The 26217-nt window shown below is 70.1% G+C and carries 26 protein-coding genes, 2 tRNA genes and 1 pseudogene; 8 read left to right on the top strand and 21 right to left on the bottom strand.

From position 1 onward, the window contains the following. Positions 1 to 72: 72 nt before the first annotated feature. From ABEA81_RS18420 to ABEA81_RS18410, 3 genes are all read right to left on the bottom strand, one after another. Positions 73 to 699: a rhomboid family intramembrane serine protease gene (locus tag ABEA81_RS18420; RefSeq protein WP_345606383.1), complete on the bottom strand. Its 627-nt coding sequence runs from the start codon at positions 697 to 699 to the stop codon at positions 73 to 75. Between the two features lie 264 nt (positions 700 to 963). After that, on the bottom strand, positions 964 to 1494 hold the full coding sequence (locus tag ABEA81_RS18415; RefSeq protein ID WP_345606382.1) for a peptidylprolyl isomerase: 531 nt from the start codon (positions 1492 to 1494) through the stop codon (positions 964 to 966). A gap of 21 nt (positions 1495 to 1515) precedes the next feature. Continuing rightward, positions 1516 to 2670 carry an alpha/beta hydrolase family protein gene (locus ABEA81_RS18410; protein ID WP_345606381.1) on the bottom strand — a complete coding sequence of 385 codons (1155 nt, stop codon included), beginning with the start codon at positions 2668 to 2670 and terminating at the stop codon, positions 1516 to 1518. A 175-nt stretch (positions 2671 to 2845) separates the two neighbouring features. On the opposite strand from ABEA81_RS18410, the gene ABEA81_RS18405 reads away from it, so the two are divergent. Next, the gene (locus tag ABEA81_RS18405) at positions 2846 to 3334 is read left to right on the top strand and encodes a hypothetical protein (protein ID WP_345606380.1); all 489 of its coding nucleotides are present in this window, start codon (positions 2846 to 2848) and stop codon (positions 3332 to 3334) included. Between the two features lie 106 nt (positions 3335 to 3440). Then, positions 3441 to 3857, top strand: a complete 417-nt coding sequence (locus ABEA81_RS18400) for a hypothetical protein (protein WP_345606379.1) — start codon at positions 3441 to 3443, stop codon at positions 3855 to 3857. 3 nt (positions 3858 to 3860) lie between these two features. Here ABEA81_RS18400 and ABEA81_RS18395 read toward each other — a convergent pair whose 3' ends face one another. Genes ABEA81_RS18395 through ABEA81_RS18385 form a run of 3 tightly spaced genes read right to left on the bottom strand, consistent with a single transcriptional unit; the run spans position 3861 to position 7235 of the window. After that, positions 3861 to 4187 carry a putative quinol monooxygenase gene (locus ABEA81_RS18395; RefSeq protein ID WP_345606378.1) on the bottom strand — a complete coding sequence of 109 codons (327 nt, stop codon included), beginning with the start codon at positions 4185 to 4187 and terminating at the stop codon, positions 3861 to 3863. Between the two features lie 10 nt (positions 4188 to 4197). Further along, positions 4198 to 6315 (bottom strand): glycogen debranching protein GlgX, encoded by a 2118-nt coding sequence (gene glgX, locus ABEA81_RS18390; RefSeq protein WP_345606420.1) that lies wholly within the window; start codon positions 6313 to 6315, stop codon positions 4198 to 4200. Positions 6316 to 6335: 20 nt separating this feature from the next. Continuing rightward, positions 6336 to 7235 (bottom strand): TIGR03619 family F420-dependent LLM class oxidoreductase, encoded by a 900-nt coding sequence (locus tag ABEA81_RS18385; protein ID WP_345606377.1) that lies wholly within the window; start codon positions 7233 to 7235, stop codon positions 6336 to 6338. Between the two features lie 54 nt (positions 7236 to 7289). Between ABEA81_RS18385 and ABEA81_RS18380 the strand changes: the two genes are divergently transcribed. Then, a complete protein-coding gene (locus tag ABEA81_RS18380) occupies positions 7290 to 7979 on the top strand; it encodes a GntR family transcriptional regulator (RefSeq protein ID WP_345606376.1) in 690 nt (229 codons plus the stop codon). Here ABEA81_RS18380 and ABEA81_RS18375 read toward each other — a convergent pair. Then, the gene (locus ABEA81_RS18375) at positions 7976 to 8680 is read right to left on the bottom strand and encodes a ribonuclease activity regulator RraA (RefSeq protein WP_345606375.1); all 705 of its coding nucleotides are present in this window, start codon (positions 8678 to 8680) and stop codon (positions 7976 to 7978) included. The genes ABEA81_RS18380 and ABEA81_RS18375 overlap by 4 nt on opposite strands. A 78-nt stretch (positions 8681 to 8758) precedes the next feature. On the opposite strand from ABEA81_RS18375, the gene ABEA81_RS18370 reads away from it, so the two are divergent. The 3 genes and pseudogenes from ABEA81_RS18370 (at position 8759) to ABEA81_RS18355 (ending at position 12526) form a co-directional block, all read left to right on the top strand. Then, on the top strand, positions 8759 to 10051 hold the full coding sequence (locus ABEA81_RS18370; protein WP_345606374.1) for an Nramp family divalent metal transporter: 1293 nt from the start codon (positions 8759 to 8761) through the stop codon (positions 10049 to 10051). Continuing rightward, the gene (locus ABEA81_RS18365; RefSeq protein ID WP_345606419.1) at positions 10029 to 11687 is read left to right on the top strand and encodes a thiamine pyrophosphate-dependent enzyme; all 1659 of its coding nucleotides are present in this window, start codon (positions 10029 to 10031) and stop codon (positions 11685 to 11687) included. Before ABEA81_RS18370 ends, ABEA81_RS18365 begins: the two co-directional genes overlap by 23 nt. A gap of 10 nt (positions 11688 to 11697) precedes the next feature. After that, a pseudogene (locus tag ABEA81_RS18355) lies at positions 11698 to 12526 on the top strand (phosphotransferase). 705 nt (positions 12527 to 13231) lie between these two features. Here the strand turns inward: ABEA81_RS18355 and ABEA81_RS18350 are convergent. The 3 genes from ABEA81_RS18350 to ABEA81_RS18340 all read right to left on the bottom strand — a co-directional run bounded on the left by ABEA81_RS18350 (position 13232) and on the right by ABEA81_RS18340 (position 14510). Further along, on the bottom strand, positions 13232 to 13915 hold the full coding sequence (locus ABEA81_RS18350; protein ID WP_345606370.1) for a hypothetical protein: 684 nt from the start codon (positions 13913 to 13915) through the stop codon (positions 13232 to 13234). Positions 13916 to 13956: 41 nt separating this feature from the next. Beyond that, a complete protein-coding gene (locus ABEA81_RS18345; RefSeq protein ID WP_345606369.1) occupies positions 13957 to 14277 on the bottom strand; it encodes a PadR family transcriptional regulator in 321 nt (106 codons plus the stop codon). A gap of 62 nt (positions 14278 to 14339) precedes the next feature. Continuing rightward, entirely contained in the window at positions 14340 to 14510 is a 171-nt protein-coding gene (locus tag ABEA81_RS18340; RefSeq protein ID WP_345606367.1) for a hypothetical protein, read from the bottom strand. Between the two features lie 246 nt (positions 14511 to 14756). Here ABEA81_RS18340 and ABEA81_RS18335 point away from each other — a divergent pair, with 246 nt between their 5' ends. After that, positions 14757 to 14918, top strand: coding sequence for a hypothetical protein (locus ABEA81_RS18335; protein ID WP_345606366.1), 162 nt, complete (start codon positions 14757 to 14759; stop codon positions 14916 to 14918). Positions 14919 to 15035: 117 nt separating this feature from the next. Continuing rightward, on the top strand, positions 15036 to 15311 hold the full coding sequence (locus tag ABEA81_RS18330; protein ID WP_345606365.1) for a hypothetical protein: 276 nt from the start codon (positions 15036 to 15038) through the stop codon (positions 15309 to 15311). Between the two features lie 280 nt (positions 15312 to 15591). Here ABEA81_RS18330 and ABEA81_RS18325 read toward each other — a convergent pair whose 3' ends face one another. The 11 genes from ABEA81_RS18325 to ABEA81_RS18275 form a co-directional block, all read right to left on the bottom strand. Next, positions 15592 to 15963 (bottom strand): hypothetical protein, encoded by a 372-nt coding sequence (locus tag ABEA81_RS18325; RefSeq protein WP_345606364.1) that lies wholly within the window; start codon positions 15961 to 15963, stop codon positions 15592 to 15594. Between the two features lie 291 nt (positions 15964 to 16254). Continuing rightward, complete coding sequence (locus ABEA81_RS18320; protein WP_345606362.1) at positions 16255 to 17199, bottom strand: phosphotransferase family protein; 945 nt, start codon at positions 17197 to 17199, stop codon at positions 16255 to 16257. A gap of 271 nt (positions 17200 to 17470) precedes the next feature. Next, complete coding sequence (locus tag ABEA81_RS18315; protein ID WP_345606361.1) at positions 17471 to 18214, bottom strand: ImmA/IrrE family metallo-endopeptidase; 744 nt, start codon at positions 18212 to 18214, stop codon at positions 17471 to 17473. A 191-nt stretch (positions 18215 to 18405) separates the two neighbouring features. Then, entirely contained in the window at positions 18406 to 19281 is an 876-nt protein-coding gene (locus tag ABEA81_RS18310; RefSeq protein WP_345606360.1) for a hypothetical protein, read from the bottom strand. 261 nt (positions 19282 to 19542) lie between these two features. Then, positions 19543 to 19618, bottom strand: a tRNA-Ala gene (locus ABEA81_RS18305). 50 nt (positions 19619 to 19668) lie between these two features. Next, a complete protein-coding gene (locus ABEA81_RS18300) occupies positions 19669 to 19788 on the bottom strand; it encodes a DLW-39 family protein (RefSeq protein WP_345606359.1) in 120 nt (39 codons plus the stop codon). 44 nt (positions 19789 to 19832) lie between these two features. Then, positions 19833 to 19906 (bottom strand) — tRNA-Ile (locus ABEA81_RS18295). Positions 19907 to 19969: 63 nt separating this feature from the next. Continuing rightward, positions 19970 to 20929 (bottom strand): DUF3566 domain-containing protein, encoded by a 960-nt coding sequence (locus ABEA81_RS42685; protein ID WP_425570598.1) that lies wholly within the window; start codon positions 20927 to 20929, stop codon positions 19970 to 19972. Positions 20930 to 20976: 47 nt separating this feature from the next. Then, positions 20977 to 23478 carry a DNA gyrase subunit A gene (gyrA, locus tag ABEA81_RS18285; RefSeq protein ID WP_345606358.1) on the bottom strand — a complete coding sequence of 834 codons (2502 nt, stop codon included), beginning with the start codon at positions 23476 to 23478 and terminating at the stop codon, positions 20977 to 20979. 39 nt (positions 23479 to 23517) lie between these two features. Next, complete coding sequence (gyrB, locus tag ABEA81_RS18280; RefSeq protein ID WP_345606357.1) at positions 23518 to 25497, bottom strand: DNA topoisomerase (ATP-hydrolyzing) subunit B; 1980 nt, start codon at positions 25495 to 25497, stop codon at positions 23518 to 23520. A 267-nt stretch (positions 25498 to 25764) separates the two neighbouring features. After that, entirely contained in the window at positions 25765 to 26187 is a 423-nt protein-coding gene (locus ABEA81_RS18275) for a DciA family protein (protein ID WP_345606356.1), read from the bottom strand. Positions 26188 to 26217 lie beyond the last annotated feature (30 nt).

Below are 26217 nucleotides of genomic sequence, written 5' to 3'. Positions count from 1 at the left end.
TGACCCATCCCGACGAGCCACGGCGGGGCACCCTGACGAGGGTGCCCCGCCGTCGTCGTCCCGGCGCCGCGGTCAGCGCAGCGTGGTGGCCCAGATCAGGAGTAACAGCACCACGGTGAGCCCGGCGATCGCGGCGGCCTGCACCGCGGTGCGGTTGCGCGGGGGCGCGTAGACCAGCGCTGCGGTGGCGGCGGCCCCGACCACCAGCCCGCCGAGGTGCCCGATCAGCGAGATCCCCGGGATGACGAGGCTGATCACCACGTTGAGTCCGATGATCCCGAAAACCTGCCCGGCGGGTGCCCGGAGCCTGCGCAGCACGACGACCAGCGCACCCATCAGCCCGAACACCGCTCCCGACGCTCCCGCGACCTGTTCGTCCGGGGCGTAGAACAGCATCACCGCGGCCGAGCCGCCGAGCAGGGAGACGAGGTACAGGGCGAGGAAGCGGCCGCGCCCGAGCACGATCTCCAGATCCCGGCCCAGCATCCACAGGGCCAGCATGTTGACCACCAGGTGGATCGGACCGATGTGCAGGAACCCGGAGGTGATCACCCGCCACCACTCGCCCGCGTGCACGTACGCCGGCACGAGCGACAGCTCGCGGAACAGCACCGACAGGGAGTTGTACATCGGGTTGCCCGCCTGCACGGCGGTGAGGACGTAGACCGCGGTGTTGACCGCGATCAGCGTCGGCACCACCACCGGACGGCCACGGGACGGCGCACCGGCCACGGTGGTGGCCCGGGGCGCGCTGCGCTGCCCCTCGGAGACGCAGTCGACGCACTGGTGGCCGACGGACGCCTCGCGAAGGCACTCGGTGCACGCCGGGCGGCCACACCTCGTGCAGCTGAGCCCGGTGGCACGGTCCGGATGCCGCACGCACACGGCGGAAGGGCCGTAGGGCGATCCACCAGGTTGGTGCGGCGGCGGTCCGGCGGGGTGGGTCATCTCATGACTCGGGTGTCAGGAGACGTCGACGTGTTCGATGACCACGTCGGAGAGCGGCCGGTCCGAGCGGTCGGTGGCCGTGGCCGCGATCGCGTCGACCACGGCGCGCGACTCCGCGTCCGCCACCTCGCCGAAGATCGTGTGCTTGCGGTTGAGCCAGTCCGGCGAGGACACGGTGATGAAGAACTGCGAACCGTTGGTGCCCGGGCCCGCGTTGGCCATGGCCAGCAGGTAGGGGCGGTCGAAGCGCAGATCGGGGTGGAACTCGTCGCCGAACTGGTAGCCGGGCCCGCCGCGGCCGGTGCCCGTGGGGTCACCGCCCTGGATCATGAACCCGCTGATGACCCGGTGGAAGACCGAGCCGTCGTAGAACGGGCCGGACGTGCCGCCCTTCGCGTTCGGCTGGCTGTAGGGCTGCTCCCCCGTGGCCAGCCCGACGAAGTTCGCGACGGTCTTCGGGGCTTGGTCCGGGAAGAGAGTGATCCGGATGTCGCCCTGGTTCGTCCGGAGCGTCGCGGTGTGCTTGCCGTTTCCTGCTTCCGTCACCCCCCTATCGTGCCAGCACCCTCATCCGGACGTACGGAGCACCTCGCCCAGGAACGACGTGACCGCGCGCTCGTAGGCCGCCGGGTCGGCGTTCCACGACGCGGTGTGCTCGACCAGGGGCACCTCGAGGTAGCGCAGGGGCCACCCCAGCGCGGGGGCCGCGGCCGCGAGTGCCCTGCTCGCCGTGACCGGGACGGCCGTGTCTCCCGCGCTGTGCACGACGAGCGTCGGCGGCCGGACGGCGGGTGGGTGCCGCACCAGGTCGAAGCGGTCGAAGTCGATGCCGATCCGGCGGCTCGTCACGGCGCTCGCCAGCGGCGACAGCGCGGCCGGCAGCCGCCGGTTGCGCGCCTGCTGGCGCAGCGTCGCCCTCCAGTCGACCAGCGGCGCGTCCCAGACGACGGCCGCCACGCGGGCGGCCTCGGCCGACCGGTCGAGGAACGCGCCGGTGACCGCACCCCCCATCGACCAGCCGAACAGCACGATGCGCCGCGCACCGCGGTCCACGGCGTACCGGACGGCGGCCTCGACGTCCTCCCACTCCGTGTCGCCGAGGTGGTAGTGCCCGTCCGGGCTGGGCGGGGCGCCCACGTCGTTCCGGTAGCTGATCACGAGCTGCGGGTGTCCGAGCGCGTGCAACGCCGGGAGCACCCGCAACGCCTCGCGGCGCGCTCCGCCCCGGCCGTGCACCAGCACCACCCAGGTGTCCCCGTCCGCGGGAACGAACCAGGCGGGGTAGCGACCCAGCGGGCCCGGCACGTCGACGTCCTCGAACGGCAGCCCGCGCGCCCCGGGGTCGGGATCGAACGGTCCGGCGTCGAGCACCGCAGCGGACCCGGGCTCCGGCGGGTCGCCCCCCAGGACGGGCCGGACGACCTCGCGGCGGTCCTCCCGGGTCACCGGCCCCAGCACCGCGAGCCCGCCCCGACCGTCGCTCGCCCAACGCAGCCCCCACGTGCCGGGCTGCGCCGTGAGCCGGCTGGCGGCGAGCGTGACCAGGCCGTCCGCGACGGCGAGCACCCGCTCCGGGTAGACCGGGCGGACCGACGTGTCGAGCAGGAGCGACGAGTAGAACCACCCGATCCCGGCCGCGGCGCCGGCCCCGGCGGCGGCCCCGACGCCGAGCCCGGCCCCCACCCGCCGCAGCAGCATCACGCCGATGATGATGCCGGGCACCGCGAGCACGGCACATCCGGCCGCCTCACTCCACCCGGTGACCGCATCCCCACCTGCGGTTCCCCTCGCCACCGTTTCGGGTGAAGCGGCAACCACGAGCGGTGGACCCGCGACAACCGGCGCCCTCTCCACATCGTTGTCCCCCCAGATGACTGCCAGCACGAAGGGATACTCGATGAGCAGCCTCGCTCGGCGCAGCTTGCGCGCCACCGCTGCCGTGGCCGGGATCGCCGCCGCAGGCGTCGGGCTCGCGGGTCCCGCGTTCGCCGCCCCCGCGGACCCCGAGCGGCCCTCCACCGACGAGGCCGCGCCCGCCCCGGACACCCGCTCCACGCCGAACCTCGCAGGCGACCTGCCCAAGACCACCGAGCTGTCCGACCTGCCCCAGCTCTTCACGATCCAGGGCACCGGCGTCTACACGGCCGACCACGGGCTCCCCGAGCTGCCCACGGCGGGTTCCTTCCCCACCGAGGCGCTGCCCAGCCCGAACGATGCGCTCAACTTCGACCGGGGCCAGGAGACGCGCAGCACCGACGTCAACTTCCGGACCGCGGCGCCGGAGGCGCGCGACGGCGCGATGCAGCAGCTCGACGCGGCCTCGGTGTTCGGTGCGCTCCCGGCCCAGGTCCTGGGCGCCACCGAGGGCAACGACATCCACTACTGACGGTCCGGGGTGGCGCGGACCGACCTCCTTACCGCGACGTCATCGACCGCACGACCCGTTCCGCGCGAGGCTCGATCCCGACAGCACCGACGCCAGGAGGATCGACATGACCGCGGTCTCGCTCGCCCGCATCACCTCTGTCCGGGACGGAGGGCGGCTGCTGCGCTTGGCGCTCCGGATCGACGCCGCAGGCTCCGGGACGTTGGGGCTGGCCGGGGTCGTCGCGGCCACACCGCTCGGCGACCCCCTCGGCATGGGCACGGGCGCGCTGCGCGGGACCGGAGCGTTCCTCGTCGGCTACGCGCTGGTGCTCGTGCTCCTCGCGGCGCGACCGGTGGTCCCGAGGGCCGCTGCGTGGACGGTCGTCGCCGGGAACACCGCCTGGGCACTCGGCAGCATCGCCGCCGCCGTGGCGGGCCGGGACTCGTTCACCGCCGTCGGCGTGGCCGTGGTGCTCGCCCAGGCCGCCGCCGTCGCGGTGTTCGCCGACCTGCAGTGGCTCGGCCTGCGGCGGGCCCGGTGAGCGTCAGGCCCGGGGGCTGATCTCCCCCATCTTCGACCAGCCCTCGCCGGGCACGCCCTGCACGCTGATGATGTCCGGCGTGGTGGCCACGACGTCGGGTGCCCACTCGACGAACGTCTTGAAGTGCTCGGCCCCGACGTGGGCCGCCGCCGCGTCGTCCTGGAACGCCTCCACCACCACGAACTGGTTGGGGTCGGTGACGCTGCGGTTCCACTCGAAGAAGATGTTGCCGGGCTCGGCGCGGGTGGCCTCGGTGAAGTCCGCGACCCGGTCGAGCCACTCGTCGGCGTACTCGGGCTTGATCGTGAACTTGACGACGATGAAGATCATGGCTCTCCGATCAGAAGTGTTTGCGCAGGACCATCAGTGAGCGGGCCGTGATGCGGAGCCTGCCACCCGGCTTCGCGTCCCGCTCGCGCCTGCGGGCCCTGGCCCGCAGCGGGTCGGCCGTGTCGAGCACGATCGTCCACATCCGCCCGTACGCCTGGCCGGGCAGCGTGAACGGAACGGCCTGGTGGTGGGCGTTGAACAGCAGGAGGAACGAGTCGTCCACGACGCGGCGGCCGATCTCGTCGCGCTCCGGAATACCCTCACCGTTGAGGTAGATGGCGAGCGAGCGCGCGAACCCGGTGTTCCAGTCCTCCTCGCTCATGGGCTGCCCGTCCGGACGCAGCCAGGCGATGTCCTCGATGTTCGAGCCGCGGATGGGGCGGCCCTGGAAGAACCGGCGCCTGCGGAAGACCGGGTGCTCGCGCCGGAGCGCGGCCACCTCGGCGACGAAGTCGGTGAGCACCGAGTTCTCCCGGGCGGCCGCCCAGTCGATCCACGCGAGCTCGTTGTCCTGGCAGTAGGCGTTGTTGTTGCCCCACTGGGTGCGGCCGAGCTCGTCGCCGTGGGCGAGCATCGGCACGCCCTGGGACAGCAGCAGGGTCGCGATGAGGTTGCGCTTCTGACGCTCCCGCAACGCGTGCACGTTGCCGTCGTCGGTGGGCCCCTCGACGCCGTGGTTCCACGACCGGTTGTGGCTCTCCCCGTCGCGGTTGTCCTCGCCGTTGGCCTCGTTGTGCTTCTCGTTGTAGGAGACGAGGTCCTCCAGCGTGAACCCGTCGTGCGCCGTCACGAAGTTGATTGACGCGATCGGGAGCCGGTTGTCCTTCTCGTAGAGGTCGGAGGAGCCGGTGAAGCGGGACGCGAACTCACCGAGGCTCGCCGGCTCACCGCGCCAGAAGTCGCGCACGGTGTCGCGGAACTTGCCGTTCCACTCGGTCCACAGGGACGGGAAGCCGCCCACCTGGTAGCCGCCCTCGCCGACGTCCCACGGCTCGGCGATCAGCTTGACCTGGCTGACCACGGGGTCCTGGTTGACCAGGTCGAAGAAGGCGGCGAGCCGGTCGACCGCGTGGAACTCCCTGGCGAGCGCGGCGGCGAGGTCGAAGCGGAAGCCGTCGACGTGCATCTCCAGCACCCAGTAGCGGAGCGAGTCCATGATCAGGCGCAGCGACTCGTGGGCGCGGACGTTGAGGCTGTTCCCGGTGCCGGTGGTGTCGTAGTAGAACTCCGGCTGGTCGGGCACCACGCGGTAGTAGTTGAGGTTGTCGATGCCGCGGAACGACAGCGTCGGGCCGAGGTGGCTGCCCTCCGCGGTGTGGTTGTAGACGACGTCGAGGATCACCTCGATCCCCGCCCGGTGGAACTGCTTGACCATCGTCTTGAACTCCTGCACCTGCTCACCGCGGGTGCCGAAGGACGCGTAGTCGTTGTGCGGGGCGAAGAAGCCGATCGTGTTGTAGCCCCAGTAGTTCGACAGGCCGCGCTCCTGCAGCCCGTGGTCGTGCACGAACTGGTGCACCGGCATCAGCTCGACCGCCGTGACGCCGAGGTCCCGGAGATGCTTGATCATCACCGGGTGGACGAGCCCCGAGTACGTCCCCCTGATCTCGGGGGGCACGTCCGGGTGCGTCATCGTCATGCCCTTGACGTGCGCCTCGTAGATCACCGTCTCGTGGTACGGGATGCGCAGCGTCCGCTCGCCGGTCCAGTCGAAGAACGGGTTCACCACCACCGACCGGGGCATGTACGGGGCCGAGTCGGTGTCGTTGCGCGAGCGCGGCTCCCCGAACCGGTAGGAGAAGACCGCCTCGTCCCAGCGCACGTTCCCGTCGACCGCCTTGGAGTACGGGTCGAGCAGCAGCTTCGCCGGGTTGTAGCGCAGGCCGGCCTGCGGGTCGTACGGGCCGTGCACGCGGTAGCCGTAGCGCTGCCCCGGGCGCACCCGCGGCAGGTAGCCGTGCCAGATCAACGTCTCGCGCTCGGGCAGGTCGACCCGCGTCTCCCGACCGTTCTCGTCGAACAGACACAGTTCGACGCGCTCCGCGGCCTCGGAGAAGAGCGCGAAGTTCGTGCCGCCCCCGTCGTAGTTGGCGCCCAGGGGGTAGGGCGAACCGGGCCAGATCTCCACTGCTGCGGGGGACACTCGCGTCAGGCCGCGGCTCCGGCCAGCTCGGCGAGCCGCGAGAGCTGCTCGTCGACGGGGCCCTCGTCGAGGTTCCACAGCAGCTCGGTGACGCCGACCCGCTCCAGCCGCGGGATCGCCTCGGCGATCTGGTCCGGGGAACCCGTGGGCGACGCGCCGTCGGCGGTGGGCGCGGCCGCGGGGAACTGGTTGACCCGCACGACCACCGGGAGCGTGGCGGGGTCGTGGCCCGCCTCCGCGGCCGCGGCGCGGTATGCCTGCACCGTGCCCTCCAGCGCTTCCCAGCCGAACCACACGGGGTTCAGCCCGAGCCCCAGCTGCGCCGCGCGCCGGATCCCGGCGGGCGACGCGGCGCCCGCGATGATCGGGATGCCCTCCGGCCGGACCGGCTTCGGGCCGACGTACGACTCGTCGATCCGGTAGAAGCTGCCGTCGTAGGAGACCGGGTCCGGCCCCCATACCGCGCGCATCGCCTCGATGAACTCGGTGAACCGGGCCCCACGCCGGTTCATCGGCACACCCGCGGCCTCGAACTCCTGGCTCATCCACCCCTGCCCCAGCCCGGCGACGACCCGGCCGCCGCTCAACCGGTCGAGCGTGGCGAACCGGCGGGCGAGGTCGGCCGGGTTGTGCAGCAGGGCGACCATGATGCTGGTGCCGAGCGTGATCCGGCTGGTGCGCGCCGCGGCGAACGCCAGCACCTCGAGCGGCGCGAACACCGAGTTGTACGCCTCCGGCAGCGGCACCGTCTGCCCGTTCATCCGCGCACCCGCGACCGGGGACAGCAGGCGCTCGAACGACCACACCGTGTCGAGACCGATGCGCTCGGCGGTCTCCGCCACCAAGGTGATCGTGTCGCCGGTGGCGGTCGAGCCGGTCGTGGGGAGGGTGATGCCGAGTTTCACGATTCGCGACAGTAGTCCGCAATCGGCCACCGGCAAGCGTGGTATACCAAAACGATGGTGCACGACGAGGCGGCGGTCCTGCCGCCCCTGGGCCGCTCGACCACGCGATCGGACCTCGTGGCCGCGTCCATCAAGGCGGCGATCCTCGACGGGCGCCTCCGGCCGGACGAGCTGCTCGTCGAGCGCAGGCTCGCCGATCTCCTCGGCGTCTCCAAGACCCCCGTGCGCGAGGCGTTGATCGCGCTGACCTCCTCCGGCCTGCTCATGCCCACCCGCAACCGCGGCGTCGCCGTGCGGAGGCTGCGCGCGGAGGACGTGCAGCACGTCTACGAGATGCGGCTGCTGGTGGAGCCGTGGGCGGCGGGCCAGGTGGCGACGTCGGGAACGTTCGACGCGGCCGAGGCGCGCAGGGCGCTCGAGGACGCGGCGCGCTTCGTCGAGGCCGACGACCACGCCGGGTTGAGCCTCGCCAACCGGCGGTTCCACCGCACCATCTACTCGACCTGCGCCAACGAGCTCGTGGTCCGCTCGCTGGACGACCTGCAGGACCTCACCGCGCTCGGCACGGTGAGCCTGCTGTGGGAGCAGTGGCCGACCTGGCGGGCCGAGCTGGAGGAGCACCGCGAGCTCCTCGCCGCGGTGCAGGAACGCCGGGCGGCCGATGCCGAGGCGCTGATGCGGAGCCACATCCAGCGTTCGATCACCCGGCTCCGGGACGAGCGGTCGCGAGCGGTCGCCGGCTAGCGCCGGTTGCGGTACTCGGCGAGCGTCGTCTCGTCCGGCGGGTACGTCCCGCGCAGCGGCACGCCGGACTCGATCTTCTCGAGGACGAACTCCTCGAGGCGCTCCTGCTCGACGGCCGCCGCGGCCACCTCGGCCGCCAGGTGCCGCGGGACGCAGACCACGCCGTCGCGGTCGCCGACCATGATGTCGCCCGGGTAGACCGGGACCTCGGCGCAGCCGATCGGCACGTTCAGGTCGACGGCGTGGTGCTGGGCGAGGTTCGTGGTGGCGGCCGCCCCGGCCGCGAACGTCGGCAGCGCCAGCTCGGCGAACCCCTCGCTGTCGCGCACCGACCCGTCGGTGACGAAGCCGGCCACGCCACGGCGCAGCAGCCGCGTGGCGAGGATGTGGCCGAGCGACGCGGCCCGCGTCTGGCGCCGGGCGTCGACGACGAGCACCGCTCCGGGCGGCACCGACTCGACGGCCCTGCGCTGCGGGTGGTCGTAGTCCTGGAAGACCGACAGCGTGTCCACGTCCTCGCGCGACGGGATGCAGCGCAGGGTGAAGGCCTCTCCGACCATGCGGGTCTGCGCTGGGTTCAGCGGCACGAGCCCGTGCAGGAACGTGTTGCGCAAGCCGCGCGCCATGAGCTGCGTGGTCACCGTCGCGGTGCTCACGGTGCGCAGCTCGGCGAGCGTGCCGGCGTCGACGGTGTCCGTCATGGCTCTCCTCATCGAGTGATGTTAGGTGGTATACCAATACACCAAGATGGCCCGTTACTCGACGATGAGGGGACCTCGATGACCGAGCAACCGGCAGCGGTGGCGCCTCCGGCGAACAACTTCCTGGCGTACGTCCGATCCTTCGGCCCCGGCATCGTGGTGGCACTGAGCTGGGTGGGCACCGGGGACCTGATCGACAACTCGGTGGCGGGAGGCAACTACGGCTACGCGCTGCTCTGGGTGCTCCCGCTCTCGCTGGTGTTCCGCTTCGTGTTCGTCAACGCCCTGGGCAAGTACCCGCTCTACAACACGCAGCGGGACCCGAGCATCGTGCGCGGCATCGCCAGGACGCACCCCGCTTTCGGCTGGCTGATGCTCGTCTCGTTCGTGCTCTACACGCACATCCTGCTGGCGTTCACCCTCAGCGGGGTCGGGGTCTCGCTGGAAGGGCTGTTCGGCGGCCTGCCCACGTTCTGGTGGGCGGTGATCGGGGCGCTGTCGGTCTTCGCCGTCACGCTCAAGGGCGCCTACCGGCTGATCGAGCGCATCTTCAAGGTCGTACTGGCGGTCATGGTGCTGACGTTCGTCACCGGCATCGTGCTCGTCGGGATCAACTGGGGAGAGCTCGTCAAGGGCTTCGCCTTCGAGCTGCCGCCCCAGCAGGGCCTCTTCGACTCCGGCCTCGTCGCCTCCAGCCTCGTGCTCGCCACGCTCGGCTCGATGGCCAACCTCTTCTACCCCGAGTTCCTGCGCGAGAAGGGCTGGACCACACCCGGCCACCGCCGCGTGCAGCAGTACGACCTGCTCTTCGGCACGGTCGTGGTGCTGTTCCTCGCGGTGGCCGTCTGGGCGATCGGCGCGGAGGTCCTCTACGGGAAGCAGGGCGTGAGCGAGGCGGGCGACATCGCGGGCGCACTCGGCAGCGCCGTCGGCCCGGCCGGCCCGTACATCTTCTACCTCGGCCTGCTCGGCGCCGCGTGGACCACCGTGGCCGGCTCGCTGTTCGCGCTGGCCAAGATGGTGGTCGAGGCGCTGCACGTGGTGCGGCCGAGCCGCGGCGAGCGCTACTCGGGAAGCCGCACCGCCGACCCCGTCTACCGGTGGACGATCGTCTGGGGCCTGATCGCCGTCGTGTGGTCCCTACCGAACGCGCCCGGCTTCGTGGCCCTCGTCGTGGTGTCCCACGTGCTGACGTCACCGTTCCTGCTGCTGATCGTGATCGCGCTCATCGTGATGCTCAACCGCGCCGACATCATGGGCGAGTACCGCAACAGCTGGAAGGAGAACGTCGGGCTCGCGCTCGTCGCGGTGTTCGTCGCGGTCGCCGCGGTGCAGGGCATCGGCAAGGCTGTGGGAGAGCTGTTCTCATGACGACCGACCGGGAGGACGATCGACGACCGTCGCAGCCGCCGTTGCGGACCTGCTCGCCGAGGCGGGCGCCCGCCGCTGCTACACCGTGCCCGGGGAGTCGTTCCTGAGCCTGATCGACGAGGTGGACCGGCACCCCGGCCTCCAGCTGGTGTCGGTCCGACATGAATCCGGTGCGGCGTTCATGGCCGATGCCGACGCACGGCTCACGGGCGTTCCGGCCGTAGCCATGGCGAGCCGCGGCCCCGGCTCGTCGAACCTGGCGATCGGCGTGCACACCGCCCGTCAGGACTCGACGCCCATGGTCGTGCTGCTCGGGCAGGTGGACTCGCAGCTGCGCGGGCGGGAGGCCTTCCAGGAGGTCGACCTCACCGCGTTCTACGGCCCGATCACGAAGTGGGCCGTCACGGCCGAGCGCGCCGAGGACGTGCCCGAGCTCGTGGCCAGGGGGTGGCAGATCGCAACATCCGGCCGTCCGGGCCCGGTGGCGATCGCGATCCCGAGCGACTTCGTGGACGCGGAGGCGGCGGAGTTGCAGCGCGGGGGACGGCGAGCCGGCGCGGCGGGTGAACAGAGCCACCTCGCTGCCACCGCGTCGGATCTCGCCGCGCGCCTGCTCGCCGCGCGGCGGCCGGTCGCCATCGCCGGGGAAGGGGCCCGGCCGGCCCGGGACCACCTCGTGGCCGCGGCCGAGCGCTTCGGCATCGGCGTGTGCACGTCGTTCCGCCGCCAGGACGCGTTCCCGGTCGACCACCCGAACTTCCTCGGCCACCTCGCGCTGGCCACCCCCGACGCCACGGTCGACGCCGTGACGGGTGCCGACCTGCTTGTCGTCATCGGGACACGACTCGACGAGATCACGACCCAGCGCTACCGGCTCCCGGCGCCGGGAACCGAGGTCGTCCCGATCGGCCGGTACGGCCACGGCGGGATCGACGCCGACCCGGCCGACCTGCTGGCGGCGCTCGCACGGCACGACGGGCCGGCGCGCGCCCTGGACTGGGCGCCGGTGCACGCGGCCGTCGACGCCTGGTCGACGCCCCCGGCCGTGGCCACCGACGGCGGCGTGCACCCGGCCGCGGTGATCTCCGCACTGCACCGGCAGCTGCCGCCCGACGGCATCGTGACCAACGACGCCGGCAACTTCGCCGCGTTCCTGCACCGCTACTGGCGCTTCCCGGCCACCACCACGCAGCTGGCACCCGTGAACGGCGCCATGGGCTACGCCGTACCCGCCGCGGTCGCGGCCGCGACGGCCGCGCCGGAGCGCACCGCGGTGGCGGTGGTCGGCGACGGCGGCGTCCTCATGACCGGCCAGGAGATCGAGACGGCGGTGCGGCTCGGCGCGCCGGTGGTCGTCCTCGTGCTGCAGAACGGGATGTACGGGACGATCGCGATGCACCAGGCCCGTGACCTGGGCCGGACGTCGGGCGTCGACATCGGTGCGGTCGACCTCGTGCGGTGGGCCGAAGGACTGGGCGCCGCCGCGTACGGCGTGACCGAGGCGGGCGAGCTGGACGAGGCCCTCGGCCGCGCCGTCACCGGCCGCAGGCCCGCGGTGGTGGCCGTCCGGACCGACCCGGACGTCATCTCCCCGACGGCCACGCTCGCCGGCCTGCTCGAGCGGGTACCGGTGTGAGGCCGCGGGGCTGACCGTCCGGGAGACTGACGGGGTGCCCGAGTGGAATCCCGTAGGGACGGGCGAGTCCGGCGCCCAGGTGTTCCGCCGGGACGACGGGGCGCTCGTCGCGAAGTGCGTGGCCCTCTCCGGCGTCGACGGCCTGCGCGAGGAGCGCCGGCGCATCGAGTGGCTCGCCGGCACCGGCATCCCAGGCCCGTCCGTCGTGGACTGGTCGACCTAGCGCCTCGACCAGCCACGCCGTCATCTCGGTGGTCACGACGGAACGCGGCGCGAGGCTGGTGACGACCGCCGTTCCGGGCATCGCGGCGAGCGACCTGGACTCGGCCACGCTGCTGCGGGCCTGGCCCGGGCTGGTCGGCGTGCTGCGCGGGCTCCACGAGCTCCCCGCGGCGGACTGCCCGTTCGAGCGGACGTTGGGGAGGATGTTCCGGATCGCGGAGGACGTCGTGCGGCGCGCCGCCGTGATCCCCGAGTTCCTCGCGGAGGACCAGCAAGGCCGGCCCCACCCGGAGCTGCTGGCCGAGCTGCGCGCGCAGCTCGACGAGCGCCTCGACGAGGAGCGCGCCGACCTGGTCGTCTGCCACGGCGACGCGTGCCTGCCGAACGTCATGGTCGACCCCGGCACGCTCGCCTGCACCGGCCTCATCGACCTCGGCCGGCTGGGCACCGCCGACCGGCACGCCGACCTCGCCCTCCTCCGGGCGAACGCCAGGGAGACCTGGGACGGCGACGACGGCGCCCACGCCGAGCGCCTGCTGCCCGAGCTGTACGGGCATGCCATCGATCCGGCCCGGCTGCGGTTCTACCACCACCTCGACCCGCTGACCTGGTCGTAGAGGCGCCGGCGTGGACCACGGATCCGCCCGGGCGAGGCGCTCGCAGATCTCGTCGACCGTCATCGCCGCGAGCTCCACGTCATTCTCCGGCTTCGAGTGCCGACGCGGTCTGCGGCCTTCGACCAGGCGATCTTCGAGCCGACGACAGGGAGGCTCCCGCCGAGCCGTTCGAACGTCGGCGAAGGGTCGCTCTGCGGCAGCGCGTCCAATGGAGGGCTCGCGTACACCGAGTGTTCCCAGACGCCAGGTCCGGCGACACCGGCTCAGTAGCGTTTGCGGAGTCCGACATGGAGGAAGCCTGGCCAGCGTCCGCGACCTGATCGCCGGGGCGATCGTCATCCGCCTCGTTGCGCACGTCCACAGCCCGCCGACGGTTCGGCGAGCTTGCCGCACCGGCCAAGCGTGACGTCGACCTCGTGGCAACTGCGTATGACCCGGCGCGGTCCCTATGACCAGCGCATACAATGCCGGTCAGCATGGTCGAGACGAGGGGAATCGAACCCCTGACCGCCGCCCGGCAAATGTGGAGCCGATACCTGGGCCGGAACTCCTGTGCTGGTCGCCGGGCGTCCTGACGTACCGTCGTCGACCGTGCCTGACCTGCCCTTGCGGCACGTAGGTGGCGCGATCCGGGTAGACCACCGTCCCTCTATCGATGACCGAAGTCCACATACGACGCGCTTTCGAAAGCTAGGGCAAAGGTCGTCAGCGAATAGTCTTCATGAAGGTGCCAACCGCGTGTCGAAGCTCGAGGGAGTTCCATAGAATACGAAGAGCGTACCCGAAGTGGTGACTCCGTGGCATATCACCAATCTCAGAGAGAAACTCTTCACTGTATCGATCACGGCAATGCGCGGGCAGCAATGCAGCCGCTGCAGCAAGCATGCGCCGGGATAACCCGCCGGGTGGCGTGCATGCTCCGTCCGTCGCCAACTGGCGATTCAATCCCGCGACAAGGGCGGCAAGAAATGGACCAGCAGCAGCGCAGAGGTCAAGATCAACGTACACCGGACGAAGGTAGCGTCGGGTATGATCGATATATCGCGCAAAGATCGCGGCCGGCCCTCTTGACGGAGCAGGGCCGCTCGCTGCGATTTCGAGGGCCGCGCCGCGCAGACGAAGCATCCGGGCATCGATCTGATCGATGCCCAACACCGCCTGATCGAGCGAGTGCTCGAGAGCCGCAACGATACTGAGATCAAATCCAGGGCTCTTTCCAATCGCGCGTGACCAACCGACAATAACGGCCCACTTTTGAGCGCGCTTGGAGGATTCGATGAACTCGGCGGTTGTTGCGGCTACTTGCCGAAGATCGGCATCGAGCGAGGGCAGTTCGTCCGGGCAGTGAACACGACTGAGCTGGAAATCAAAAGCTTTGGCTTCGGCCACGGCGGCACCTAGTCGCATGGCGAGGACCTGCGCCTCGCCCCTCACAGCGCGCCATCCGCGAGCCCCGGCTGCGGCTGTAGGCCCCAGCGAATGTTACGCGTCTCAACGCGGTGCAACGCAGCACGAGCGAGTTCCATGCCGTCAGACGTGAGGCGATAGTAGCGGCGTCGCGGGCGACCCTCCAAGCGTGGGTCAATGTCTTCCCAGCGACTTTCCAGCCACCCAACGCCCTCTAGTCTGGCAAGGATCGGATGAATTGTTCCGGACGGAAGATTTGATTCCGCGCAGATTTCCAGGCCGTACTTCTCCTCGGCCGGAGCAGCCAGCAGCACGGACAACACCCGCTGGGTCGGCAGGGTCATCCGGGGACTGCTGGGCATGGTCCTACTCTACCAAGCCCCTACGTAGAACTCAATGGACGAGCTCACAGCAGGCCCAGGGCCCGCTGGAGCAAGATCGCGAGGCTGACCGCACCCCCGAAGGCGACCGCTCCGGTCGCGACAGCCCCGGGGATGGTCGAATCCGTCGCCGCAGCGAGGATGCCGGCCACAAGTCCGACGATCACTCCGACGAGCAGAGCCAGGATGACGAGCAAGATCCGGACGGTCTTGAAATCGGCACGTCGCGTCGACTCCCTTCGGGGCGCCCGCGGCGATGCTGGGCTCGATGCCATGCTCGTACTCTACCAAGGTCCCCCAATGAGTACAACTCGTCACTCCCCTTTAACCCTATGTAGCCGGTTCCCTGACGGCGCCCGGACGTTCTCACGCCGTGGAGCCGACCGGGAGGCCTGGGCCGACGCCCCTGATTCCCGCATGAACTGCGTAGCCGGGGTCTACTGGTGGTCGTGGAGCGCCTGGCCGAGCAGCTCGGGATCAAGTCGCTGTCCCATTCGCGGGTGTCGGAGATGGCTACCCATCTCGATGCCCAGGTCGCCGCGTTCCGCGAGGGGGCCCAGCGGTCGCCCGGTCACCACCATCTCGCTGGTGTACGCGCCAGCTGACGAGGTGCCGGCACGGTTCCGTGCGTTGGTGCTGCCTGGCGCCTTCACGAGCCTGCGATGGGGCGAACCCGTCACCTCTGACGATGCGCCGTCGACGCTACGGCAGGTCTCGTGTACGTGATCAAGACACTGAGCGAGCGCGACAACGGCCGCCTCGACGCCGTGAGCGCTCCCACGTCGCCGGCAGGGGTGCGCTCGGCCGCCGTGCCGGCGCTGGTCGTGGCGGACCTCATCGCGCACCTTGTCGAGTTCACCGACCTGGCACCGGACACGTGCGTGTTCCTCGGCGGACTCGGAGGCCGACTGCGACGGAGCAACTCCCGACGGGCCACCCACTGGCGAGGGACCGTGCAGCGGGGTCGGGCGAGCACAGAGAAGGGCAAGAGCACGTGACCGTCTGGCAGTGGCAGGTACGTGGCACGGCCCTCGGTAGGAGGATCCTTCCTGGGGCCGTTCCTGCTGGTGAAGACGAGGGGAATCGAACCCCTACCCCCGCCTTGCAAAGGGAACCGGTCATGTGAGCTGCGTTGCACATCGCAGGTCAGCACCCCGCTGGCCGTGTCTCAGTTGCTCACGTTGGCTGAGCCCGCCGGAACTTCATTGCCACGGGCAGTGCCACTACCTCCCTGTAGGACCGGCGTCACCCCGCGAACCTCTCCCGCTCAGACGGGCCTCATTGGATACCGGTGCGGCTCTTCAAGGCACCGGCCTCGGTGCCGTGCATATAGATCAGCGCGGTGAGGACCGTGGCCTGGTCGGCGCCTTCGAGTCTGTCGAGCATCCCGGCCACATCGTTCTCGATCAAGTCGCCCTCACTGAGGGTCGGCAGGTTGAAGATCCGCACCGCGATGTCGTGCAGCTCGTCACTGATCATGACCGGCGTGATCTGCCGCAGGTCGTAGCGCGAGGTGAACGTGCGGTCGACGAGGCCGGCCGGATAGCGGCGCCGCATGATCGCCACGCCGGTGTTGATCACGTGCACCATCCCGGTCGGCCCCATCCGCATCTGCTCGATCATGGCGAGTAGCTCGTCGAGGGTGGGCACGTGCCTCGTCACTCGTCGATCCCGCCGGCTGTTCCTGTCCGCGGCGGGTCCAGCGTCGCCACCACTCGCTCATGCCCCACCCCTGAGTTGTTGGAACGGTCACCGGGCTGGCCGGCGCTGGGAAGCCCCGGCTCCTTCGTTGGTCGTGTAGGTGCCCTGGTCGTGCTCGCGGGCTCGACGCTAGTGTGGTGCTCGTTATTAGCCGGTGATTGGTGCGAGTGCGACCGGCCTTTGTGCAAGGGTCTGTGCGTCATGCCAGAACCGGAAGGGCGACCAGCAGGGAACCCGCAGTTATCCGAAGCGTCGTAGCGCTGTCTCGATAGCGATCTCGACCCGGGAAGTCATGCCGGGCACATGGACGGGACGGCGCCCTGCGACCTGACTACGGATCCACTTCGGCTGACTGTCGTCATGGTGCAGCAGAGCATACAGGTCCCACCACGGATCGAGAGTCACTCCGGCGATCGACTCATAGAGCGACCGAAGCTGCTCCGACCACTCGGGCGAGTAGAGCGCCGCCAGGTATCGCCGACAGTGCCCGACGTCAATCGCGCGCGACCCTCGATGGATACCGTTCCAGTCAGTCAGCCCAGTGATCCTTCCTCGCGACCACAGGATGTTTACAGGAAGGAAGTCGCCGTGCAGAAAGACGGCAGTGTCCTTTGGCGGCGGCGCCGCCATGACACCAAACGCCTCCTTCCACACAGCCGGCTGCGGTGCGCCGACCGGCACCTGAAAGCCGTCAAGAGGAGCGATCCAAGAATCCGTCCACGGGCGGAACGTCTTCGCCGGGAGATCGAGGGAATGCAGCAATACAGCAATCTCCGCGATCCTCGTCATCCACGATCGAGGTTCCGCCGGATTGAGGTCAACATGCCCCGGTAACCGGGTCATCAGCAACGACGGCGCGCCTCCCGTCGAAGCACCGGCAACATCAGTAGCCAGGATATTTGGAACCGGAAGCCCGCTTCCCGCCACCACGCGAAGGTTGGCGATCTCCTTCTCCAAGGCCCCCTGCAGTCCGAGCCCACCCGGGTACTGCCGCAGTACGACGAACGTTCGCTTCCCACGTCGCTCGACAGTCACCCGATGCACGGCGGAGCAGACGCCACCGGTCAATCGGCGATAGCCAACGATGCGACTGCCCCGACCCATCGACGCCGCAACCCAGGCGAGAGTCTCCACGGAGGGCCGACGCTGCCTGAACCCGCCATCTCTCCAGTCGCCGTCGGTCATGAGCGCGAGCCTATTCGTCAGGGGCCTGTGGCGATATGGGTTCTCTAACCCGCCAGAGGCCAGTGACCCCGCTGCTGGATGGCCGAGGCCCATGGCCTGTTCAAATGCCCATGCCATATCGCGCCGCCACTGGACCTCACCGGGGTTGAATCTTGCGCGCGCGACGTTGCACTGGGTCGCGTCAGGAGATGCCAGACTGAAACCAGGTCGAGCGCCGGGTCGGCCGCGCGGAACCCTCCGGTTTCTAGTTTGGTGTCTCGTAAAGGAGACGTCAGACGGTCCGAAGGCGCGGGGCAGCCGGCTGAAACGGGTGCACCTCCGTCTCGGCGTACCCGGCAATGCGGGCGATCTCGTCCGCCGTCAGGCCCTTCTCCACCAGGACGCCGCCGATGTGGCGTGCAAGCCGCGGGTGCTCCTGCGGCAACTCGTCGCTGATCGGCTCACGCGTACGCCAGCCCATCGAGCTGAACCGCTTGTAGAGCGAGGTGCGCTGCGTTGGTGTCATGACCTTGAGTGAGTAGGCGCGCTCGATGAGCGCCTGCATCGAGACGCCCCATTCGCGCTTGAGGTCATAGAGGCGCCCGAGCGTGAGGTTCCGAAGTTGCGGGCGGATCATCTCGGCCGGCATCAGGAACTCGGCAGCAAAGCGGTTGGCCTCCGCTTCCATGTCCTCGGTGACCTCGACCGAGTGCAAGCATAAGTGGGCCAGCTCGTGCGCCAGCGTCAGCCGCTTACGGTCGGTCGGCGACGACCGGTTCAGCAGGACCACCGGGTGATCCCCAACCCACTGCGAGAGGCCGTCGACCCGCGCGGTGTCGAAGTCCTCCTCGATGACCACGCAACCGGCGGGCTCGATCCAGCCGATCAGGTCGTTCACCGGCCCGACGGGTATCCGCCATTGCATCCGGGCGAGCCTGGCGGCGTCCTCAGGAAGTGTCTCAACCGGGTCGAACCGGGGCACGATCTGCTCGGCATGAAGGCTCACCTCCTCGAACAAGTAGCGGGTGGGCGTCACCTCCGCTGAGCTGACGTCAGTCCCGCCGCCTGGATCGCTGCACGCGCCCGGCGAGTAGCTCCGCGGCCTTACGGTCGGCCTCGCCCACCCAGGCCGCATAGACCCGAAGCGCTCGGTCGCCGAATAGTGCCGCAGGGCGTGCAGGTGGCTCTCGATGCCCAGAGCGGCGCACATCCGGCCGTAACGGTGGGTCACGCCGCTCGGGTTGCACGGCCGGTCGTTGTGGGCGAGTAGGAGAACACGTAGGACGTCCGCGCCGGCCGGACCGCGACCGCTCGGCAACGTTCCTCGTACCGTTGCCGGTGCTCGGCGAGGATCTCCAGAGTCGCCTCATCGACGGACACGCGACGGGCGCGGTGGGTCTTGGTGTCCTTCTCGATGTTCCGGCCGGTCACACGCACGTGGTTGCGCCGGTCGGCAACGATCCCGTTCTCCGGGTCGATGTCCGACCAGCGGAGCGCGAGCAGCTCGGCCCGCCGCACGCCGGTCACCATCGCGAGCCACACGAGCGTGCCCCAGTCCTCGTCCTCCTCCCACGCAGCAGCCACCAGAGCCGCCGCCTCGGCCGGCGTCGGCGGGTCGGGATCCGGAGGCGGGACCCGTGGGATGCGGGCGAGTTCGGCCGGGTTCGAGCTGATCCAGCCCCACCTCTGCGCCGCCCTCATCACGCCGCGAATGACGAAGTGGATTTTGCGGACGGACGCGGGCGCGAGTGGAGAGCAGACGTGCGGCTGGCACTCGACGACCACGCAGCCCTTCTCCGCGCAGTCGTGCGGCGGATAGCCGGCGGCCGGCGGGTGACCAGGCGGCCGCTTGTGGCGGACCTCGCGACACTCGTGCGGCCCCTCGACCGGGTGCTCGACGAACGGACGTCCGCCGCACCGGGACCCGCAGCGGCGAAGCTCGGCGTAGAGCCGCTCCAGGACGTGCGTGGTGACCTTCCCAATCGGCTCCGCGCAGCGGACGTAGTTCTCGCGCGTTGACTCTTCGAGCTCGTGCGTCTCCAGCCAGGACACGATCGCCGACCGGAGCGAGGCTCGAGTCTTGGCGTGGCGCTGCTCGGCCACCTGCGCCTTGAACTGGCGCAGGATCTTTTTTGGCCTCGGCCTCGTCGGTGCTGGACCCGCGCAGGTAGAGCTGCCGCCCGGTGACCGGGTCGGTGCCTGCGAAGAGGATCGCCTGGAAGGAGTTCCCGCGGCGCCGGATCATCCCCTCGGCGCGGGCCTTCGACGGGTTCTAGGGCACCCGTCGAAGCTAGCCATCGCCACTGACAGTGCCATCACGGTGGTCCGAGAGTGCGGACGACCCGTATCAGCGCAGGTCAGGCGTGGTGGAGACGAGGGGAATCGAACCCCTAACCCCCGCCTTGCAAAGGCGGTGCTCTGCCAATTGAGCTACGTCCCCTGGCTGAGCGGGGACGTTACCCGCTCAGCAGCGGGCGGTGCTGGCCGGGTTCAGCTGTTGGTTGCCTCGTGCCAGAGGTCGGTCTCGCGGGATGCGCGGACCTTGGAGAAGATGAAGGCGCCCGCGGCGAGGGCAACGGCAACCGCGATGAGCTTCTTCACGAGGATCACGTCCTAACCTGTCCCGAAGGATGTCCGGAGTGGAGCTCGGGGAGTGGGCCCAGCTGGATTTGAACCAGCGACCTCGTCGTTATCAGCGACGCGCTCTAACCAACTGAGCTATGGGCCCGTGCGACTGGGGACGAGGCTACCGCAGCGTCCCCAGCTGCCTTCAACCGGATACCCCCTCGCTTCAGTCCCGCTCGGAGAGGGTGACCTCGATGCCCCCGACCAGGTCGGCGGACACGTTGTAGACGAACGCGCCGACCGTGACGGCCACGGCGAAGAGCAGGCTGTTGATCGCCCCGATCACCGCGGCGAAGCCGAACACGCGGCCCGCGCTGATCAGCGGGCTGCCGGTGGGGGTGTCCCCGGACACCAGGTCGGCGTAGGTGCCGTTGAGCCGGTCCCACACGCCCATGCCGTCGAGCGCGCCGTAGAGCACGCCGACCGCCACCAGCCAGATGAAGAACAGCACGACGGCCAGCACGAGGCCCAGCTTCAGCACCGACCACGGGTCGAGCCTCTTGAGCTGGAGCGCAGCCTGCCGGGGTGGCCGGTTGCGCATCGTCCGAACACTGGACCAGCTGCCGGTGTCGGTGGACGAACCCGACCCGGTGCGGTCGTCGTCGAACCGCACGGGCGGCTCGAGGAACGCGGTGGGCCCCTCGTCGAGGATGCTGCCGCCGCCCGAGGGCTCGGGCGCGGGCTCCGGCGCCGGTTCCGGGGCTTCGCCCCCGGACATCCGGTGCCACGGCGGCGGGGCCGCCGCCTCCGGCCCGGGCCCGGGCATCGGCCCGGGCGCAGGCTCAGGGGCGGGCGGACGCGGTGTGGGTGTCGGTGTGGGTGTCGGTGTCGGGGTGGACGCCGCCTGTGCCTCCGGTGTCGTGGTGGCCGGATCCGGGTCGGGTGCCGGGGGCTGGGGCACCTGCAGGTGCGCCGTGGGCGCGTCCGCTCCGGTGGGATCGACCGGTCGCTCGGCTGCGGGCACCTCCTCGGCCGGGGCGGGGGCGGATCCGTTCGTCCCGGCGGCGCCGGGCTGGGACGGAGCGGCGGCCGCCGCTCCGTTGCCCTGCTGCGGGATCGCCGCCTGCTCGCCGGTCGCCACGCGGCCGTGGCCGTCGGGCTCGTCCGGTGTCGTCGTGTCGTTCACGAGGTGAACGTCTCCTCGGGGCCTTGTGGGTGGGGCGGCTCGCGAGCTCAGCCGAGCGACTGGTCGTCCGCGTCGTCGTCCTCGGCGTTGCGGGCCACCGCGAGCAGCGTGGCGCCCTCGCCGAGGTTCATCAGGCGGACCCCCTTCGTCTGCCGGCCGGCCTTGCGGACCTCGCGGGCCGTCGTGCGGATCACCCCGCCGGTCGAGGTGATCGCGTAGAGCTCGTCGTCGATCCCGACGATGAGCGCGCCGACCAGAGTGCCACGACGACGGTCGTACTGGAGGGTCAGAACACCCTTGCCGCCCCGACCCTGCACCGGATAGTCCTCGATCGGGGTGCGCTTGGCGTATCCACCCGCGGTGGCGACGAGCACGAAGGTCTCCGGCCGCACCACGGCGAGCGCCAGCAGCCGGTCGCCGTCGTTGAAGCGCATCCCCAGCACGCCGGACGTGGCGCGGCCCATCGGGCGCAGCGCAGCGTCGCTCGCCGCGAACCGGATGGACTGGCCCTCCGCCGACACGAGCAGCAGGTCGTCGTCGGCCGAGCAGAGCACGGCGCCGACGAGCTCGTCGTCCTCCCGCAGGTTGATGCCGATCAGGCCGCCGGTGCGGTTGGAGTCGAAGTCGGTGAGCCGGGACTTCTTCACCAGGCCGCTTCTCGTCGCGAGGACGAGATAGGGCGCAGCCTGGTAGTCCTTGATCTGCATGACCTGCGCGATGTGCTCGTCCGGCTGGAACGCGAGCAGGTTGGCCACGTGCTGGCCGCGGGCGCTGCGGTTGGCCTCCGGCAGCTCGTACGCCTTCAGGCGGTACACCCGGCCCTTGTTCGTGAAGAACAGCATCCAGTCGTGCGTGGAGCACACGAAGAAGTGGGCGACGATGTCGTCCTGCTTCAGCTGCGCGCCCTGCACGCCCTTCCCACCGCGCTTCTGCGCCCGGTACAGGTCGGTCTTCGTACGCTTGGCGTAGCCGGTCTGGGTGATCGTCACGACGACGTCTTCGACGGCGATCAGGTCCTCGTTGGTGACGTCGCCGTCGTCGGCCACGATCTGCGTGCGCCGCTCGTCGCCGTGCTTCTCGACGATCTCGGTGAGCTCCTCGCGCACGATCGTGCGCTGCCGCTCCGGCCGGGCGAGGATGTCCTCGAGGTCGGCGATGGTGCGCTCGATCTCGGCCAGCTCGTCGATGATCTTCTGGCGCTCCAGTGCGGCGAGCCGCCGCAGCTGCATGTCCAGGATCGCCTGGGCCTGGATCTCGTCGACGTCGAGCAGCTCCATCAGGCCCGTGCGCGCGACGTCGACCGTCTCCGATGCCCGGATCAGCGCGATGACCTCGTCGAGCGCGTCGAGCGCCTTGACGTAGCCACGCAGGATGTGGGCCCGTTCCTCGGCCTTGCGCAGCCGGTAGCGGGTGCGCCGGACGATGACGTCGATCTGGTGGCGGATGTAGTTGCGGACCACCTGGTCGAGCCGGAGCGTGCGCGGCACGCCGTCGACGATGGCCAGCATGTTGACGCCGAAGCCCTGCTGCAGCTGGGTGTGCTTGTAGAGGTTGTTGATCACGACCTTGGCGACGGCGTCGCGCTTGAGCGTGATGACGATCCGCATGCCGACGCGGTCGGACGACTCGTCGTTGATCTCGGCGATGCCGGAGAGCTTGCCGTCGCGGTGCTGCTGCGCGATCGACTCGATGAGGTTGTCCGGGTTGACCTGGTACGGCAGCTCGGTGATCACGAGGGTGGTGCGCCCCTTGGCGTCCTCCTCGACCTCGACCACCGCCCGCATCCGGACCGAGCCGCGGCCCGTGCGGTAGGCCTGCTCGATGCCGTCGCGCCCGACGATGAGGCCCGCGGTCGGGAAGTCGGGTCCCTTGATGCGCTGCATCAGCGCCTCGAGGAGCTCCTCGTCGGTGGCCTCCCAGTTGTCCAGCGCCCACACGACGCCGTCGCCGACCTCGCGCAGGTTGTGCGGCGGGATGTTGGTGGCCATGCCGACCGCGATGCCGACGCTGCCGTTGATCAGCAGGTTGGGCACGCGCGACGGCAGGATCAGCGGTTCCTGGGTCTTGCCGTCGTAGTTGTCGGCGAAGTCGACGGTCTCCTCGTCGATGTCCTGCAGCATCGCCATGGCGAGCGGGGACAGCCGGCACTCGGTGTACCGCATCGCCGCCGCGGGGTCGTTGCCCCGGGAGCCGAAGTTGCCCTGCCCGTCGATCAGCGGGTAGCGCATCGACCACGGCTGCGCGAGGCGCACCAGCGCGTCGTAGATCGCGGAGTCGCCGTGGGGGTGGTAGTTGCCCATCACCTCGCCGACCACGCGCGCGCACTTGACGTAGCTGCGGTCGGGCCGGAAGCCGTTCTCCCCCATCGAGTACAGGACGCGCCGGTGCACCGGCTTGAGCCCGTCCTCGACGAGCGGCAGCGCCCGGCCGACGATCACGCTCATCGCGTAGTCGATGTAGGAGCGCTGCATCTCCTGCTGGATGTCGACCGGCTCCGTGCGGTCGCCGTCCGGCGGCGGTGGAAGCGTGGGGTCCAAGGTGTCGGTCATGGTCCTTCTCTGCTCGTGCTGTCCTGGAGCGGTCGGGGACTAGACGTCCAGGAACCGCACGTCCTTGGCGTTGCGCGTGATGAACGACCGGCGCGACTCGACGTCCTCGCCCATCAGGATCGAGAACAGCTCGTCGGCTGTGGCGGCGTCGTCGAGCGTGACCTGCAGGAGCAGCCGGTTGGCCGGGTCCATCGTGGTCTCCCAGAGCTCCTTGGCGTTCATCTCGCCGAGGCCCTTGTAGCGCTGGACGCCCTCGTCCTTGGGCAGCTTCTTGCCCGCCGCCCGGCCGGCCTCGATGAGGCCGTCGCGCTCGCGGTCGGTGTAGGCGAACTCCGGCTCGGCCCCCCGGCCACTCCACTTGATCTTGTAGAGCGGCGGCTGCGCGAGGAACACGTGCCCGGCCTCGACCAGCGGCCGCATGAAGCGGAACAGCAGCGTGAGCAGCAGGGTGCGGATGTGCTGGCCGTCGACGTCGGCGTCGGCCATGAGCACGATCTTGTGGTACCGCAGCTTCGACAGGTCGAACTCGTCGTGGATGCCGGTGCCCAGCGCCGTGATGATGGACTGGACCTCGGTGTTCTTGAGCACGCGGTCGATGCGCGCCTTCTCGACGTTGATGATCTTGCCGCGGATCGGCAGGATCGCCTGGTACATCGAGTCGCGCCCGGACTTGGCCGAGCCACCGGCCGAGTCGCCCTCGACGATGTAGACCTCGGACTTGGACGGGTCGGTGGACCGGCAGTCGGCGAGCTTGCCGGGAAGGCCGCCGATGTCGCCCGCGCTCTTGCGCCGCACCAGCTCGCGCGCCTTGCGCGCGGCCATCCGGGCCTGCGCGGACTGCACCGCCTTGTTGACGATGGTCTTGGCCTCGGTGGGGTTGCGCTCGAACCAGTCGGCGAGCCACTCGTTGCTCACCCGCTGCACGAACGACTTGACCTCGGTGTTGCCCAGCTTGGTCTTGGTCTGCCCCTCGAACTGGGGCTCCTTGACCTTGACCGAGACGATCGCGGCGAGGCCCTCGCGGATGTCGTCGCCGGACAGCGCCGGGTCCTTCTCCTTGAGCAGCTTCTTGTCGCGTGCGTAGCGGTTGACCGTCGTGGTGAGGGCCGAGCGGAAGCCCTCCTCGTGGGTGCCGCCCTCGTGCGTGTTGATCGTGTTGGCGAACGTGTAGACGGACTCGGTGTAGCCCGAGTTCCACTGCATCGCCACCTCGACCGCGTGGCCGTCGCCCTCGCCCGTGTAGGAGACGAGCTTCTTGTGGATCGGGTCCTTGCTCTTGTTCAGGTGCGCGACGAAGTCCTCGAGCCCGTTGGGGTAGCAGAAGGTGTACTCCTTGACCTTCGCCACGTAGCCCTCCGCGTCGGGCTCCTCCTCCTCGGCCGGGTGCCCGTTGCGCTCGTCCCGCAGGATGATGGTGAGGCCCTTGTTGAGGAAGGCCATCTCCTGCAGCCTGCGGCGGATCGTCTCGATGTTGAACGTGAGCGTCTCGAAGATGTCGCCGTCGGGCCAGAACGTGACGGTGGAGCCGGTGAGCTTGGTGGGCTCGCCCTTGCGCAGGGGCCCGGGCACCGAGCGGGCGTAGTGCTGGCGCCACACGAAGCCGTCGGTGTGGATCTCGACGTCGAGCGCGACCGACAGCGCGTTGACCACGGAGACGCCGACGCCGTGCAGACCGCCCGACACGGCGTAGGAGTCGCTGTCGAACTTGCCGCCCGCGTGCAGCATCGTGAGCACCATCTCGACGGCGGGCTTCTTCTCCACCGGGTGCATACCGACCGGGATGCCGCGGCCGTCGTCGACGACGCGGACGCCCCCGTCCTCCTGCAGCGTGACCTCGACGCGCGTGGCGTAGCCCGCCATCGCCTCGTCGACGGCGTTGTCCACGACCTCCCAGATCAGGTGGTGCAGACCCCGCTCACCGGTGGATCCGATGTACATGCCGGGCCGCTTGCGGACCGCCTCGAGACCTTCGAGAACGGTGATGGACGACGCGCTGTAGGCGTTCTTCTTCTCCGGCACGGGCAGCCTGTCTCCTCGCCACGACGGCCCGGGGCGGGCGCACGAAGCGCCCCCGCACCAGGGCCACTAGACCGGGCGATCGGGGAGCGCCCGGGAAACACTCCTCCATCATACCGGGGCGCCCCCCGTGGAACGCGGCTAGGACACCCCCAGAATCCCCTCAGACAGCCGTTTGCGAACCGAGACGAGTCCGGGCGGCCGTGAAGGGGAATGGAACGGGCTACGGCCTCATCACGTCGCCCTGATTCGGCGCATGCCGCGATCGAATCATCCGTACGTGTCCCGGGGCCCCCTGCCGCGGACGTGCCGCGGACCGTGCCTCCAGCTCGGCCCGGACGGCCCGACCACGCGGATCCGGCGCACGACGTCCTTCCCGACGGCCCCGGCCAGCCGGGAGAGCAGCTGCCGTTGCAGCTGGCGCAGCTGCGTGGCCCACGCTGTGGACTCGGCCTGCAGCACGAGCTCGCCGTCCCGCAGCGACAACGGTGTGCAGTGGTCGGCGATCTCGGCTCCCACCAGGTGCGGCCACCGGCCGAGGACGGTGGCGTCGGTCAGCCGGGGGGACCAGCCGCGGTCCAGCGCCACCCGCGAGACCACCCGGCCGAACGGCTGCGGGTCGCGCTCGTCCGGGCCGGCGCCGGACCACCGCCTGCGCCGGCCGCGCGGGTTGGCGGGTTTGCGCCCCTGCATCTCGGCGGTGCGTTTCGCCGCCCGCTCCGC

It is taken from the genome of Pseudonocardia adelaidensis, assembly GCF_039543345.1.
GTDB classification, from domain to species: Bacteria; Actinomycetota; Actinomycetes; order Mycobacteriales; family Pseudonocardiaceae; genus Pseudonocardia; species Pseudonocardia adelaidensis.
Note: the sequence above shows the minus strand (reverse complement) of the source record. Positions and strands in the feature narration are given on the sequence as shown.

Excerpts from the sequence above, each read along its gene's own strand:
- ABEA81_RS18405 (WP_345606380.1), top strand. The coding sequence starts at position 2,846 with ATGAGCAGCCTCGCTCGGCGCAGCTTGCGCGCCACCGCTGCCGTGGCC.
- ABEA81_RS18400 (WP_345606379.1), top strand. The coding sequence starts at position 3,441 with ATGACCGCGGTCTCGCTCGCCCGCATCACCTCTGTCCGGGACGGAGGG.
- ABEA81_RS18395 (WP_345606378.1), bottom strand. The coding sequence starts at position 4,187 with ATGATCTTCATCGTCGTCAAGTTCACGATCAAGCCCGAGTACGCCGAC.
- ABEA81_RS18380 (WP_345606376.1), top strand. The coding sequence starts at position 7,290 with ATGGTGCACGACGAGGCGGCGGTCCTGCCGCCCCTGGGCCGCTCGACC.
- ABEA81_RS18375 (WP_345606375.1), bottom strand. The coding sequence starts at position 8,680 with ATGACGGACACCGTCGACGCCGGCACGCTCGCCGAGCTGCGCACCGTG.
- ABEA81_RS18370 (WP_345606374.1), top strand. The coding sequence starts at position 8,759 with ATGACCGAGCAACCGGCAGCGGTGGCGCCTCCGGCGAACAACTTCCTG.
- ABEA81_RS18345 (WP_345606369.1), bottom strand. The coding sequence starts at position 14,277 with ATGACCCTGCCGACCCAGCGGGTGTTGTCCGTGCTGCTGGCTGCTCCG.
- ABEA81_RS18320 (WP_345606362.1), bottom strand. The coding sequence starts at position 17,199 with ATGACCGACGGCGACTGGAGAGATGGCGGGTTCAGGCAGCGTCGGCCC.
- gyrA (WP_345606358.1), bottom strand. The coding sequence starts at position 23,478 with ATGACCGACACCTTGGACCCCACGCTTCCACCGCCGCCGGACGGCGAC.
- ABEA81_RS18275 (WP_345606356.1), bottom strand. The coding sequence starts at position 26,187 with ATGCAGGGGCGCAAACCCGCCAACCCGCGCGGCCGGCGCAGGCGGTGG.